Annotated in this window: 13 protein-coding genes; 2 read left to right on the plus strand and 11 right to left on the minus strand. The window is 64.3% G+C overall.

The window, feature by feature from the left end:
• Window positions 1–2 precede the first annotated feature (2 nt).
• From L880_RS0101930 to L880_RS35390, 9 genes are all read right to left on the minus strand, one after another.
• Window positions 3–977 carry a helix-turn-helix domain-containing protein gene (locus L880_RS0101930; protein ID WP_027474229.1) on the minus strand — a complete coding sequence of 325 codons (975 nt, stop codon included), beginning with the start codon at window positions 975–977 and terminating at the stop codon, window positions 3–5.
• A gap of 25 nt (window positions 978–1,002) precedes the next feature.
• Window positions 1,003–2,031 (minus strand): response regulator transcription factor, encoded by a 1,029-nt coding sequence (locus L880_RS0101935; protein WP_027474230.1) that lies wholly within the window; start codon window positions 2,029–2,031, stop codon window positions 1,003–1,005.
• Window positions 1,997–5,815 (minus strand): caspase family protein, encoded by a 3,819-nt coding sequence (locus tag L880_RS0101940; protein WP_169737709.1) that lies wholly within the window; start codon window positions 5,813–5,815, stop codon window positions 1,997–1,999. The genes L880_RS0101935 and L880_RS0101940 overlap by 35 nt, the downstream gene beginning before the upstream one ends.
• 173 nt (window positions 5,816–5,988) lie before the next feature.
• The gene (locus L880_RS31300; protein WP_157462534.1) at window positions 5,989–6,444 is read right to left on the minus strand and encodes a hypothetical protein; all 456 of its coding nucleotides are present in this window, start codon (window positions 6,442–6,444) and stop codon (window positions 5,989–5,991) included.
• A gap of 176 nt (window positions 6,445–6,620) precedes the next feature.
• Complete coding sequence (locus L880_RS0101950) at window positions 6,621–8,300, minus strand: SulP family inorganic anion transporter (RefSeq protein ID WP_157462535.1); 1,680 nt, start codon at window positions 8,298–8,300, stop codon at window positions 6,621–6,623.
• Window positions 8,297–8,692 (minus strand): hypothetical protein, encoded by a 396-nt coding sequence (locus tag L880_RS0101955; protein ID WP_027474233.1) that lies wholly within the window; start codon window positions 8,690–8,692, stop codon window positions 8,297–8,299. Before L880_RS0101955 ends, L880_RS0101950 begins: the two co-directional genes overlap by 4 nt.
• A complete protein-coding gene (locus L880_RS0101960) occupies window positions 8,689–9,375 on the minus strand; it encodes a hypothetical protein (RefSeq protein ID WP_157462536.1) in 687 nt (228 codons plus the stop codon). The genes L880_RS0101955 and L880_RS0101960 overlap by 4 nt, the downstream gene beginning before the upstream one ends.
• Entirely contained in the window at window positions 9,372–10,001 is a 630-nt protein-coding gene (locus L880_RS0101965; RefSeq protein ID WP_169737710.1) for an RNA polymerase sigma factor, read from the minus strand. Before L880_RS0101965 ends, L880_RS0101960 begins: the two co-directional genes overlap by 4 nt.
• 224 nt (window positions 10,002–10,225) lie before the next feature.
• A complete protein-coding gene (locus L880_RS35390; RefSeq protein WP_157462538.1) occupies window positions 10,226–10,531 on the minus strand; it encodes a hypothetical protein in 306 nt (101 codons plus the stop codon).
• A gap of 144 nt (window positions 10,532–10,675) precedes the next feature.
• Here L880_RS35390 and L880_RS35395 point away from each other — a divergent pair, with 144 nt between their 5' ends.
• A complete protein-coding gene (locus tag L880_RS35395) occupies window positions 10,676–11,089 on the plus strand; it encodes a hypothetical protein (RefSeq protein ID WP_157462539.1) in 414 nt (137 codons plus the stop codon).
• 487 nt (window positions 11,090–11,576) lie between these two features.
• On the opposite strand, the gene L880_RS0101970 is transcribed toward L880_RS35395, so the two are convergent.
• Window positions 11,577–12,422: a glycosyltransferase family 2 protein gene (locus L880_RS0101970; RefSeq protein WP_027474236.1), complete on the minus strand. Its 846-nt coding sequence runs from the start codon at window positions 12,420–12,422 to the stop codon at window positions 11,577–11,579.
• A gap of 262 nt (window positions 12,423–12,684) precedes the next feature.
• Complete coding sequence (locus L880_RS0101975) at window positions 12,685–13,653, minus strand: helix-turn-helix transcriptional regulator (protein ID WP_027474237.1); 969 nt, start codon at window positions 13,651–13,653, stop codon at window positions 12,685–12,687.
• Window positions 13,654–14,048: 395 nt separating this feature from the next.
• On the opposite strand from L880_RS0101975, the gene L880_RS36780 reads away from it, so the two are divergent.
• Window positions 14,049–14,653, plus strand: a 605-nt coding sequence (locus L880_RS36780) for a double zinc ribbon domain-containing protein (protein WP_425389160.1), incomplete at its 3' end; no start/stop codon positions are given.

The raw sequence follows: 14,653 nt of genomic DNA on the forward strand, positions 1-14,653 counted from the left end.
TGTCAGGCGGCGCGCAGCGCATGGCTCAAAGCCGCCTTGCCGCTGATGTTGAGCTTGCCGTAGACGCTGTGGAGTTGGTTGCGCACGGTGGCAGGCGAAGTGCCCAGTTCCCGGGCCACCTCCTTGTAGCTCAGGTCGCGGGCGGCGAGGCGAGCCACGATCAACTCGGCAGGGGTGAGTTGCTGGCCTGCGGCCACCGCCTGCAGCCGGATGACGAACAGGCGGGCGCTGGACTGCACGGTGGCGCGCAGGCAGCGGCCCTGGTAGTGGCCCTGGCGCATGAGGTCGTGCAGAAAGGGCGTGGGCAGGCGGGGCAGGCTCCATTGGGCCCATTCCTGGCCCAGCAGGGTGTTGGCCCCCTCGTCGCTGAACAGAATGCCCCCTTGTTCGTCGCAAACGATCTGCCAGGCCGAACCATTGCCGGCTTTTTCACCCAGATCGGTGATCTTGCGGTTGATCTGCAGCGCCTTGAACAGGTGCGGGATCAGCACATCACCGCGCGCCGCATCGGCCAGCTGAAATGCATCGGGCCTGCGTGAGCGCCACAGCGACAGCACGCCCACCTCCCGCCCCATGCGGGTAGCGTGCAAAAAGGCGTGTTCAGTCTTGAAGCGGCGCGTGTATTCCAGCAGTTCACGATCACCGACCGAGCGGGTGTCCAGGAAGAAGGAACGCCCCGGTTGGTTGAAGCCTCGTTCAATCAGTCGATCCCGGCTTCGCACCCGGCCACCGGCTTCCATGTGGCCGTCGCGCAACTCGCGCACGCGGTATTCCAGCTTGTCGCGGGCATCGGCCTCGGACAGGCAGGCATTGAAGCGGATCGACTTGTCCGGCAGCAGGGTCAGCGAATAGATGGCCGCCGAATCGAAACCGACCACCGCGCGCAACTCGGGCAGCATCGACTGGGCGAACTCGTCCACGGTGGCCTGCTGGGCGTTGTCGTACAGGCGCAGGAGCCGGGTATGAAGCGTGTCCATGGGGGCGTTACGGCTTTCGTCGAGGTCAGGCGGCCCGCAAGGCATGGCTCAAAGCCGCCTTGCCGCTGATGTTGAGCTTGCCGTAGACGCTGTGCAGTTGGTTGCGCACGGTGGCAGGCGAAGTGCCGAGTTCGCGGGCGACTTCCTTGTAGCTCAGGTCACGGGCGGCCAGTCGGGCCACGGCCAGTTCGGCAGGGGTGAGTTGCTGGCCTGTGGCCACGGCCTGCAGCCGGATGACGAACAGGCGGGCACTGGACTGCACAGTGGCGCGCAGGCAGCGGCCCTGGTAGTAGCCCTGGCGCATGAGGTCGTGCAGGAAGGGCGTGGGCAGGTAGGGGGGGCTCCATTGGGCCCATTCCTGGTCCAGCAGATCGCTGGCACCGCCGTCGCTGAACAAGAGGTTACCGCGCTCGTCGCACACGATCTGACAGTGGGTAGGGTGGTCGTGGCCGTATTGGAGTGCGGTGATCTTGCGTTTGATCTGCAGGGCCTTGAAGACATGGGGCAACAGCAGGTTGCCGGCCGCCACATCACGCAGTTGGTAGTGATTGGGTGCCCGGGCCCGCCACAAGGAGATGGCACCGAAGTCCTGACCCAGTCGGGCTGTGTGCAGAAAAGCGTGTTGAGTGCCGAATTGCCTGGCATAGGCCAACAATTTTTTGTCGCCAATAGCCGTCACGTCGGCATGAAAAGAGCGCCCGGGGCGGTTGAAAGCGCGTTCTACCAGTCGGTCGCGGCTGCGCACACGGCCTTGCTCGTCCAGAGTCTCACTGCAGACGGTTTTGAAACGCAACGCCAGCTTGTCGCGTGCGTCCGATTCGGACAGGCAGGCATTGAAACGAATAGTGCGGTCTCGGAACAGCGTGAGCGAATAGATGGCGGCCGAGTCAAAAGCAATGACCGGCCGGATCTCGCGCAGGATCTGTTGTGAGAACTCTTCCGTGTTGGCCTGCTGCGCCAGATCGTAGAGGCGAAGGACCAGAGTATTCAGGTCGTTGTGCATGTTGGGCTGGCGGGGGTCAGGGCGCGTTGCGTCGGGCCAGGGCAAAGTCATCCAGCCCGCCGGCCGGGGTGATCAGGCGCGGGGTTTGCTGGCCCTGGGTAAGGCCGGGCACGCGGGCCGAGACCCAGGCGTCCAGCCCCTTGTAGGTCACCTGGCCCAGGCCGTAGGGGTCGGCCTTCCAGGCGCTGCCCAGGCCTTCGAGCAGGGCCTGGGTGTAGGCGCCGTGGCCGGCCTGGGGGTATTCCCAGCTGAGCTGGTCGGCGCGGCTGCTGGCAAACACCAGCACCTGGCTGTCGGGGCGGCTCAGCTCTTGCGCCATGGCTTCGCCATTGCTCAGCTTCACGGCGCTGCCGCGCGCGTTCAGCGGGCCCAGGCCGGCGTGGCAGGTGTCGATGAAAAACACCGAGCGGCTGCCGCCGCCACGCAGGTTCAGGGCCACCAGGGTGTCCTGAATGGCCTTGTAGGGCACGCCGGTGTCGGGCAACTGGTCCAGCCGGGCATCGTGGCTGCCAAAGTAGTAGCGGTGGTCGGCCCCGATCGTGAAGCCGTGGCCGGCCAGGAACACCATGCCCACATCACCCTCGGCCATCTGGGCCTGCAGCCACTGCAGGCCGGCCAGGATGCTGGCCTGGTCGGCCTGGGCATCGGTCAGCACCCGGGTCTGCACCTCGCGGTAGGCGCGGCCTGCTTGCTGGCGCAGGGTGTCGGCAAAGGCGGTGGCGTCCAGGTGGGCAAAGCGCAGCGCGGGCATGGCCGGGTCGGCAAAGCGCGATACGCCCACGGCCAGCAGCCAGAGGCGCGGCAGGGCCTGGGCGCCTTCGCTGGCGCCGCGTGGCAAGGGACGGGCCAGCGCTGTGCTGGCGGGGGGGCTGCTGGCGCCCTGCCAGCTGAGGTTCAGTTGCAGCGGCTGGCTGCTGCCATGGCGGTTGTCGGCCAGCACCCGCAACACGCTGTCGCGCAGGGGCAGTTTCAGGCGCAGGCGCAACTCGCCGTCGGGGCCGGTGTTTTGCTGCCAGTCCGCGGGGGCGGGCACGGCGCCATTGACCCACAGCCGCAGGCGCCGCAGCGGGGCGTCGTCGGCGCTGCGCACCCGCAGGCGCAGGGTCAGCGTGCTGTCGGCAAAGCCGCTGGGGGCGTCCAGCGCTTCGAGCACCGGGGGCAGCAACTGGTCGACGCGGGCGCGGGCTTCCTGCCGCTGGGCCCGGGCGTTGGCCTGGGTCAGGGCCTGTTCTTCGTCCAGGGTGAGCAGCAACTGGTCAATCACATCGGGGCGGTAAAAGCGCTCGCGGAACTGCTGCAGGGCAAAGAAGTCGGCACTCTCGCCCGCACCGCGGTTCAGGTGCCAGCCGGCCAGGGTTTCGCCGCCCGGCGAGGCGTCGAAGTAGCCCGAGGGCGTCCACAGCAGCCAGCGCTTGCCGTCGCTGTGCACAAACAAGGCCAGCAGCTCCTGCCCATCGCTGAGGCGAAACCAGCGCAGGCTGCCATCGCCCAGCGCGGCCACCAGCAGGCGCCCGCTGCGGTCGATGTTCAGGCCCCAGGCAATGCCGGGCAGGGGCGCGCTCCACAGCGCGCTGCCCTGGCGGTCAAAGCGATGCAGGGCCAGCTGCGTGCCCAGCACAAAGCCGCTGCGGTCGGGCAGCTCGGCCAGCGACTGGGTGGGCTCATCGAGTGGGTGCGGGCGCCCACCGGTGTTCACCACCAGCCTTTGCCCGTTGAGTTGGGGGGCGGTGTTGTTCATCCAGTCCTGCACGCCCAGCTGGTTTTGCAGCGGCAGCAGGCCCTGGGCCAGCGGGCCGGCACGCAGCTCGCGGCGACGCAGGTCAAACACCTGGGGCTGGCGGCCCCAGGGCGCCAGGCCAAACTGCACGCGCTGGCCTTCGGGGTCCAGGCGCAGGGCGCCCTGGCAGCAGCTGCCGCGCAGGTCGGCAGCGGGTGAGGGCGCCAGGGCCTGCCATTGGCCTGCACCGTCCAGCCGGCCCCAGGCGCCATCGCCAAAGCCCAGCACCCAGCCGCCCTGGGACAACTGGCGCACGGCCAGGGCGGTGTTGCGGCCGGTGGCCACATTGCGCAGCACCTGGCCGCTGCGGCTGCTCCAGACCCGGGCCTGGGTGAAGCCGTCCACACTCCACTGCCCCACGCCCAGCAGCTGCTGGCCGTCGGCACTCCAGGCCACGCGGTCCAGGCCGGCCAACTGGGCGGCACGGCCCAGGTCCATGGCCGGGGTGTCGGCCGGGAATCGATTGCTCAGCCCCTGGGTGTCCAGGGCCAGTTGGGGCTGCAGGGTGGCGGCGTCGCGCAGCTCCAGCACCGGACCGGGGCCGCTGCCCGCGGGGGCCGTCAGTAGGGGCGAATAGGCCACGGCCAGAGTGCGGCCGTCGGGGGCAAAGCTCAGGCTTTTCGGGGTACTGGCCAGTGTGGGCAGGCGCACGGCGGCCAGCGGGCGGGGGGTGATGCGGCCGGTGCCCTCATTACGGCCAAAGCTGTAGAGCTGACCATCGCTGCCGGCGGCAGCCAGTCGCCCGTCGGCAGCCCAGGCCACCGCCGTGCTGACCATGGGGCGGTTGTCGGCCGCCTCGGCCGCCAGGATCTGGGGCTCGGCCTCCGAGTCCAGCGCGTACACCCGCACCTGAAATTGCCGGCTGCTCAGGCCCACGGCCAGCAGGCGCCCATCGGGGCTGAAGGCCAGCTGCGACACCAGGCCGGGCAGGCCGGCCAAGCGCCGGCGCATCTGGCCCAGGCGGCGGTCGAACAGATACACCGAGGCGCTGCCGTCCCAGCTCAGCCCGGTGGCGCCCCCGGTGGCCACCAGCTCTCCATCGGGCGACAGGGCCACGGCCAGCAGGCGGGCCTCAGGCCCGTCGCCCAGTGGGGGGCGCAGCGTGCTGTGCAGGCGGCCCTCGGGCAGTTGCCACACCCGCACGGTTTTGTCGTCGCCTGCCGTGGCCAGCCAGCGACCGCTGGCGTCACTGTCCAGGGCCCAGATCGGCCCCAGGTGGTTGCCGGCATCCAGACGCAGAAAAGGGGTGTCGGGCGGGCCGCTGCCGCGGCGCTGTGAACTGCTCTGCAGCGAGGCCGTCTGCACCGCTCCAGCGGCGGGCACGCGCCCGCGGCGGCTGGCCTCGGGTACGGCAGGGCCGGCCAGGCGCAGATCGCCCGCCAGGCCGCTGACCACCCAGGGGCGCTGCGCGCCCTGGGTGCTCTGGTCCACCTCGGCCTGGGTCAGCTCGACGATTTCCTTCAGGCTAAGTTGGGGGTTTTGCAGGTGGCGGTTGAAGGCGGTGGCAAAGGGGCTGTTGCTGCCGGCACCGTCCGCGGCCGCCTTGCCCGGGGCGGTGGAGAACAACTGCAGCAGGCCCCGCGCCGGCACGGGTTCTGCAAAGCCCTGGGAGGCGTTGCCCCGGCCGGGCAGACTGCGGCAGGCGTCCATCACCAGCACAGACACGCGCACCTGGGCCCGGTTCAAGGCTGTTTGAATCGCATTGATCGACAGGCCTGCGCGCTTGAGATCAGCGGTGGCCAACTGGTTGGGAAACTGATCCACCGGGATCAGAAAGTTCTGCCCATCCACCTCCAGGCCATGGCCGGCGTAGTACACCAGGGCCACGTCGGCACCCGACGCCTGGCGTGCGAAGGCCTCCACGTCCTGGTTCATCTGCTGCTGGTTGCGGTCTTTTTGTAAAGAAACAGCAAAACCCAGTCGAGTCAGTGACGCGGCGATCATATCGGCGTCACGTCCGGGGTTTTTCAGAGCCACCACCGGGGCATAAGTGCTGTTACCGATCACCAGCGCCAGCTTGCGGCCTACGGCCTCCACTGCATGCGCTGGTGCAGCCAAGCCTATGATCCAAAAGGAGAAAATCAGAATCATCAGCCCGTGGGGCCACGGTTTGAGTCTGTTTTTGCCCCGCCTCCCTGTCAGCAGATGCATAAATGCAAAGGTCTAAATTTATAAGTAATTTATTGCGATCTTAAATGTAAAAAATCATTGCAATAGAGGTGTGACGCGGCTCAATGGGTCGATGCAGCGGCCTGCTCCTGGCAAGCTTGTTGCACCGTGCGGGCCAGATGGCGCAGGGCTGCCAGGTTGCGGGGCAGCACCACTTGGATCAGCCCGGCGCTGGGGGCCTGGTCGCAGGCCGCCAGAAAACAGCCCACGCTGCCGCTGATGCGAAACCCCCCAGCGTGCTCCACCAACCAGGCGTGGGCGGCTTTGCAGCTGCGGTTGGTCTGGTTGATCAGGGGCAGGACCTCGGCCACGCCGAGTGGCGTGGACTCCTCGCTCATAAAGTTGGGATAGCAGATCGACAGGTACTCGGGGTCGCGCTCAGCGTCGAGGGCGATGTAGAAGTGCCCGTATTCGGGGTGGCGAAAGTGCACGTCGCCGTCATCGTCGACGCGGGTCAGCAGGCCCATGTGGTCTTCGATCACGCGTTGGTAAAGCTGGCTCAAAGAGGTGCTTGTCATGGCGGGGCTCCTGTCGGTGGTTGATTGAAAAAAAGCGCTGGCGCTGAGCGCGCCCGGGCCCGGCTTGCAGTTGGCGCAGCGGGGCCTCCACCCTGATTCGCGCGGCGGCGCAAAAGGTTGGTGCTGTTTTCAAGAAATTTCTTGACCCCTTCGCTGGGGTTGAACCGGAGAGGCGTTCAGGCCTTCTGGGCCTGAATGGTCTGGTGCCACAGCAGACGCAGCACCTCGTCGGGCACCTGGCCCGCGCCTTCGATGCCCAGGGGCAGACCGCTCTGGGTCCATTTCGTCAGGGTTTTCTGCAACTGGCTCAGGGCCAGAAAATCCACCCGCCCGATGTTGTGCAGGCGCAATACCAGCGATGTGGGGGGGTGGGACTGGGCCTGGCGAAGGGTCTGGCACATGGCCTGGAATTGGGGTTCCAGCGCGTCCAGCGTATGCCGGGCGTTGAAGAACAGCCAGTCGCCGTCCAGGCTCAGCTCCAGCGCCTGGCCGCGCCACTGCAAGGTGGCGCTGGCCCGGGGCCGCGCGATCAGCAGGCCCAGCCAGCTCAGCAGCAGCCCGCACACCATGCCGATGGCCGAGTTGTGCACCCCCAGGCCCACCGCCACCACCAGCAGCACCAGCAGCACGGCCCGCCCCAGGGCGGGCGAGGGCTGGTGTTCGTGCAGCATCCAGCGCATCAGGGTGCGCAGGGGTTCGGTCAGCATGTCCATGGCCACCAGCACCACACAGCCGGCGAGCACGGCCTGCGGAATCAGGGCCACCAGGGGCAGGCCCCAGGCCAGCAGGGCCGCCAGGGTCAGGCCGTGGAACAGCGCGGCCAGCGCGCCCCCGTCTTGTGCGGCCTGCAACTGACTGCGGCTCAGCGAGGTGGCCACCGGCGGCAGGCACAGCAGGCCGCAGATGAAATTGCCGGCACCGTTGACCAGCAACTCCCAGTTCAATGACAGGGGCTGGGCGGGCTGTGGGTCTTTTTTCGGGTCGGGGGTCAGCATGTTCAGGGCACTGAAGGTGTCGGCCGTGCAGACCGTACCCAGGCCCAGGCCGCCCAGGCTCAGCAGCAGCACCAGGCGGGGCTCTTGCAGCGCCGGCCAGAAGCCGCTCCAGTCCAGCCATTCGATCAGTGCGCCGGGGTTGGCCGCTGCGCTGCCCAGCGTGCGGCACAGCCCCGGATCGGGGGCCACTTCGCGCCAGACGAAATACACCGCGCAGCCGCTGACCATGCCAACCGCCAGGCCCAGGTCTTTCCAGGCTTTGCGCTTGCGAAACACGAGCTTCCAGATCAGGTTCAGCACCACCACCGAGGCGGCCACCATCAGGCCCTGCCAATTGCCCGTGGGGGCACAGTTGGCCAGCTTGCCCACTTCAGAGCTGATCATGCCGATGGCCCCGGCAAACAGCGTGGCTCCGATTACCAGGGGCGACAAGGTGCGGCCCATCCAGGGGCCGGCGCGGAACAACGCCAGCATCAGCTGCGTCAGGCCCGCCACCACCACCAGGCCGGTGGCCACCCAGCTCAGGCCCAGCATGCCTTGGGCCTGGATGGGCGGCAGCTGCCAGCCCACCCACAGCAGCCAGCCCAACACCAGCATGGGGCTGGCGCGGGGCCCGATGAGCTGGCGCGGGCGCAGCGACAGGGCCGTGACCAGCAACACCGCCACGATCACGGCCAGCACGCAGCGCAGGCTGGTGCGGCCCACCCACAGCGGCAGATCCTGCGCCAGGTGGCCACCGGCGGCCGAATTGGCCAGCGAAAGGTATTCGTTGAAAAACACCAGGGCCCCGAGCACCCCGGCCCCGATGTCACGGCCCAGGGCGCGCCCGCTGGTGGGCTTCAACCACTGCAGCCGGTTCATGGCCGGCCCGGGCACAGAGGATTGACCTGCACCGATTCGGCCAGTGGCCCCAGGCTGGCACGCACCGATTCCGGGCTTTGGCCCGGCACCCGCAGCTCGAAGCCGCCGCGCTCATTGGGGCCCTGCACGATGCTGGCATTGAAGTTGCCCAGCCAGCGGCCCAGGCTGCCCATGTTGGCGCCGGGCGCAAACGCCACCTCGATCGGCCCGCAGGCCGGGGCCTCGGCGCCGCGGCTGCCCCCAGTGCTGCGAGGGGCCTGTGCCTGCCAGGCCGACATCAGGCCCAAGGCCACGCCCAGCTGCACGATCAGCAGCAGCAGCAGGGCACTTTCACGCCGGCCCAGCCAGCCGGCGACCAGATTCAGGGGATTTTTCCAGGGGCTTGGCTTCATGGCTTTGCAGGGGGTGGGCTGGGTTGGGGGGTGGAGCAGTCGGGGTTGGCTTCCAGGTGGGTGACCAACGGACCCAGTGCGGCCTGCAACTCGGCGGCCGTGCCGGGGCCGGCCAGGGTGTAGCGGCCGGCCTCATCGGGGCCCGAGCGCACTTGCAGCTGCAGTTGCAGCAGGGCGCGCTCTTGCTGAGCCACGGTCAAATCGCTGCGCCACTGCACACGCCAAGGGGCGCAAGCGGCCGTCACGCCACGCCAATGCGGGCCTGCGCCGCGCTCGGTCACACCCTGCATCGGGGCGGTGGCGGGCCAGGCCAGCCACAGCAGGGCCGCGGTCTGCACCGCCAGCACCGACACCGTGGCACCCACATGCTGCTGTACCCAATGGCGCAAGGCGGCCCAGAGCGGGCTCACCCCATGGGCTTGGGCTGCAGCCGGCTGCAACAGGGCGGCAAAGCGCGCCTGGGCTGCCGCCCGACCTTCTTCGGCCTGCGTGCGCGCCTGCAACTGGCCCCAGGCCGCCAGCACCCGCAGCCGCCAGGGGGCCTGTGGGCTGCGAGCCAGTTCGGCCTGCTCGGTGGCGCTCAGGGGGCGGTACAGGGCCTCGACCCAGAGGGCCTCTTCGGCGCTCAAGGGGCGCTCGTCATCCGGATCCTGCGGCGGGGGGGAAGGTGGGGTGAGGCTCATGTGGGGGCTCCGGCGCGGGGCCCTGCGGCCAGGGCCTGGCTGCCCATGCATTGTTGCAGCTTCTTGAGGGCCGAGAACATGCGGCTCTTCACAGTCTCGACCTTGCCTAGGCCCAGGCGGGCGGCGGTCTGGGCCTGCGATTCATCGGCCAGCCGGCCGTCCACGACGGCGCGCAGGGGGGGGCTCAGTTGTTGCAGGCAGTTTTGCAGGCGCTGCAGGTCTTGCTCCTGCTCCAGCGCCACCGGGCCCGGGTGAAGCCCCTGGCGGCCGATCTCGCGCTCCAGCCACGACTCGCCCTCGGGGGTTTCGCACAGGGCTTCGAGCGACAGCTTGGGCCCGCCACGCTGCTCGGTGCGGTACAGGTCCACCAGCTTGCGCGGCACGATCTGCGTCACTAGGTAGCGCGCCAGCGCATCGGCATAGGCGCTGCTGTGGGCCGACTCGGCGCACACAAAGCCGGCTCCGATCCGCCCCCTCACCAGATCCATCAGGGCCTGGCCGATCGCATCTTCAACCGCATGGCGGCTCAGCCCGGGGTGTTGGTAGAACAGGCGCGCCAACGCATCGCGCCGCACCCGGTCGAGAAAGCGGGTTTGGGCGGCGGGGTGGGCGCGCAGGTGGTTCAAGAAGTCAGCGAGGGCGGTCGGCACAAGGGGCGTGGGCTTGAATGAATTTGCAGACTTTGAATTGATTGATTTGATCGAAATTGCAATATTACTGGGTGGCGGGTTTATCTCTGGAGTCGTGCGATGGTAAGCCATGGCGTATGGGACACGGCATGGAACATCGTTCTATGGGGTAATCCGGGTTTGACCGTTAGCGTGGGCAAAAACCACCATGAATAATTGGCTCAGTACAAGGCGGCTTGAAATAGATGCTTTTTTGTTGAGGGTGATTTTGAAGTGAAGAAAACCGCTTTTTTGGGTTTGGTCATCACGACCATGGCACTGATGACGACCGCTTGCTCGACTGTGACGGAAAAAATATGTTGTCGGATGCCGATCTGGTGACCAAGGCGTCCGGTGTTTTGGGCGTTGATTACAGTGAAATCAGTCTTTTGTCCAAGCACATGGATGGCACTAATACTTATTTCCAAGTGAAGCAGAAGGGTGGCCGAATTTTTAATTGCCGGGTGAATGGTGCAACCTGCTGTCATTTGGGATGACGAATCCGACGAGTTGCATGCCCAAGTGAAAACTCAGGATCAAATATTTAATATTTAAAAGCGTGGTGCAAATGATTTGCTTGGGTGCTTTAAGGTAGGTGCCCGTGGGCCAGGAATCGTTTGAAAGAAAGATGTATGAAAAAATATACCGGAAATATAGCCCTACTTGGTAATGCTGTCATCGATAAAAGTTACTTTAAATATCCGGTGATCGAGCTTTCGGATGGTACTTTGCTTCAAAATATTAAGGTTCCAAAAAATCTTGATAATTTTCTTTCAAGAGCCTTCAAAATGGATTTGGTGCCAACTCTTTATGTGGGGTGTGATAACTTCTTGTTTGGAATCGAGATTGGTGATGGTAGAAAGTACTGTGCAACACTGTCGATAATTTATCCGATATTGGCTTTAATGTGTTTGATTGTTCTTCTTCCTCTCTTTGGGCTTGGTCTTATTTTGATAAAGCCAACATTGGCTGGGTTTAATATTTACTTTTCTGGCAATGAATTAGCGTCACAAGGTTTTAGTAAATTGCCTTGGCGTGCAGGGTGAGTTTCGACATTTAATAAAGAGGAGCACTTAGGTCGATTTTTTCATTTTGCCCTTTGTTACTCAGAAATTCTTCACTATTCCAATATTGCTGAAATTCTGTACGGTACAAGGCACTTGCAAATCGTGCAGGCGTCGGTCAGTGGCCTTGCTGTCAGTGGCGGGGATGTGCCTGATAAAGACGCCAATCCCTGTTTGGGTTGTTCTTGTGCGCCTGGCGTGAAATGGGTTTGTGTTGGGAGCACCATGCGTTGCCATCAGCCAGTCGGCGATAGCTTGGCAGTCGGGTTTGAGCAAGTTGAAGGGGGCAATGGGCCAATGCAAGACCCGCCCCTGTTTAATTGAATGCCCTTTCAATTTCACAGGCAGATTTTGAGGCCTCCATGCAGGAGCGTGAGGCTGCTTGATACTGTGCTTCGGGCGCTATCCGTGATACCGCTGTGAGCGTTTTGCCATCGGATTCGGCGTGGTGACACCATTGCCAAATGCCTCAGCCTGCAAGGGCTGAGCTGTGTTGTTCGTTTTGAATCACAAAGGTTTGAAACGACAGGCGTTCATTGCCGGCTTGGCCGGCCCACTGAACAAAGGCCCGGTTGGTGGCGATGCGTTGTGCGTAAAAGTCGCACAGTGTGCGCCGTGTTTCCTGGGGCAGGGGTGCGCTGTTCAGTGCCTGCAGAATGCGCAGGTAGCTTTGTTCGGCCACATCACCCACCGGGCCGCGGCGCGACAGCGAGTCGGGCCGCACCACGTAGTGGTGCAGGGCTTCGTTGAGGAAACCGGCGTGGCCATTGTTCTGGGCGATCACCGAGAGGTTGAATAGCGAATCTTCGGAAAAGCGCAGGTCTTCCAGAAAGCGGGCGGGGCCGATGCAACGGCGATCAAAAACTGGCCACAAGGGGTTATTGATCGCCAGACAAAAATCCAGGTCCTGCAGTCCCGAGGGGGTATCCGCGGCCACCATCGAGGCGGGTGCCGCGCTGCCATCGGAAAACACCACTTGGTGGTTGTCCAGGGCCAGTCCATGCTGGCGGGCCAAAGGGATCAGGCGTTCGAGTTTGTGGGCTGAGAAGTAGTCATCGCTGTCCAGAAACGCCACCCATTCGCCCCGGCATTGACTCAGGCCCAGGTTGCGCGCTGCAGACGGGCCTCGTCCCACGCCACCGGTGCGGTGGTGGCGGATACGGGCATCGCTCAGCAGGGTCGAGTAGTCGAGGCCGTCGTCTGCGACCAGGTGCAGTTCGAGGTCCACAGCTTGGTCCAGCACCGATTGAATCGCCCGAAGCAGGCGGCCGCTCTCTTCGAAGTACACCGGCATCACGATGCTCACGGCAGGCATGGCATTTCTCCCCCTCTCCCTGTTGTTGGCTGGTCAAGGCATTGCAATCGAGCCAGCGGTCCCTGTCCATGGAACGGTGACCTATGGGGCCCGTGCCCGGCATGGGGGCTAGGGCCTGGGCGCTTGGGCGCGGGGCATCCGTGGATGACGAGCGAAATGGCGCCCACATGGGCGCCTTCTCCGATCAGTTTGAAATGTTTTATAGATCCCAAGGAAACTATCAAGGCTCTTATAGCTTCTAGCGGGTCTGTTAGCGTGTGAGTCACGAGGCGCGCAGAGCCGCCTTTCCCGTCACCCCTAGTTTTTGATAAACACGGTGCAGTTGGTTTCTCACCGTGGCGGGGGATGTGCCCAGCTTTTGTCCGATTTCCTTGTAACTGAGGCCGTGAGCTGCCCATTCCGCCACTAGGCGCTCAGCCGCGGTGAGGTCGGTGTTTTTGTCACGGGCTTTCAATTGGATCAGTAACAGTGATTCGCTGATTTGCGCATGGGCGCGGATTCTTCGGCCCACAAAATCCATGGCGCGTTGACCCCAACTGGTGCGAAAGGTGTCCAGAAGGACATCGGGTAGGCGGGGCTGGGTCCAGCCCGGCCATTCGTGCTCCAGCAGTTCAGCACTGCGGCCGACTTGCATCACGATATCGCCCCGCCAGTTGCAGATCAGTTGGTTGTCTTGCCCATTCTTCATGCAAGCCAAAGTTTGGGCGATATCCAAGGCCTTGAAGACATGCGGAATCACCAGGGTACCGATTTTGAGTTCATCGCTTGAGAATGGTTTATTCAGGCTGGCCCGCCAAAGTGAGAACAATTGGTATTGCTGGCCTTGCTGTCGTACGTGCAACAGGGCCTGCCGGCTTTCGAATTTTTTGGCATAGGCGTAAATCTGCTTATCGCCAATGCTGTGAATATCTTGGCTGAAGGTTTGGCCTGGCTGGCGGGTGGCCCGCTCAATCAGGCGGTCGCGCGAGCGAACCCCACCCGCCCCGCGCAGGCGATCAGAGTCGACATGGCTGACCCGGTAGTTGATTTTCTCGCGGGCATTGCCAAAGGCAAGGCACGACTGAACCCGGGTGGGTTGATCGGGCGACATCCGCGCTTCGTACAAAGCCCCGGATTCACCAGGCAAGACTTCTTGCAGTCGTTTGAAGACCTGTTCGCTCAGGGCTTGAACGCCGCCCTGATGGGCATGGTCGTACAAATCGAGCAGGGTTTGGTTGATTTTCTTGAGCACGCACTGACCCTCCCTGGGTTTTTATTTGTCATTTTGAAATGACTCAACCGACGCGGGTGAACTATACAAGCCGGGCACGACCGATCAGCGTTGGTCGCGCCCTTGGTTTCAAACGTATGACCGATGTGTGGTGGCATGGAACATCGTCCTATGGGCTTGTTCAATGAGGCACCCTAGCATGGGCTGGTGGCTCAGTGAGTGCTAGATCGCTGAGAGGGTGGGCATCTGTCAAGCAAAAGACCAGGGTCCATCCAGAGGGATGGTGAATATCCGCAGCTTATTTTTAAGACACCGCCTCCCATATTTGATCTGTCCATTGGGGAGGGGTGCTGGTCGAGCATTGTGTTGCCGGCGTCGGCGCGTCCTCCTTTTTACCCACGAAAGAGGAGCCTGCAGTGCAGTGTCCCCATTGCCATCAAGTCGTCAGTGCCACCGCCCGGTTCTGCCGCCATTGCAGCCAACAATTGGCCACCCCGGCGCAGCGCCCTGAAGAGCCTCAAGCCAGTCCGAATCCGCCCCCACCCGCGGCAGCAGGCCGTGTTTGCCCGGACTGCCAGGCCAAGGTGGGGCCATTGGCCAAGGTGTGCGGACAGTGCGGCACGCGCCTCTCGGGGGATGTTGCTCCTCCGGTGATTTCTGACCAGTCGGCTTCGAAAGAGGCCTCTGCTGCGAGATGTCCTCACTGCGATCAAGTCGTCAGTGTGAACGCCAGGTTTTGTGGTAACTGTCGCAATCGCTTGCCCACCGTGATGTGCGACACCCACGAGCCTCAAACCAGCCCGAATCCGCCACCACCCGTGGCAGCAGGCCGTGTTTGCCCGGGCTGCCAGGCCAAGGCAGGGCCCTTGGCCAAGGTGTGCGGACAGTGCGGCACGCGCCTGCCGGTGCTGGAGGGAGATGTCGTTCCAACGCCCCCCACTGAACAGCCACCGATTCCACCGGCGATACCGCCTGCACCCGAGCCTGCACCCGAGCCTGCACCCGAGCCTGCACCCGAGCC

The sequence above is a fragment of the Curvibacter gracilis ATCC BAA-807 genome, from assembly GCF_000518645.1.
In the GTDB taxonomy this organism is placed as follows: domain Bacteria; phylum Pseudomonadota; class Gammaproteobacteria; order Burkholderiales; family Burkholderiaceae_C; genus Curvibacter; species Curvibacter gracilis.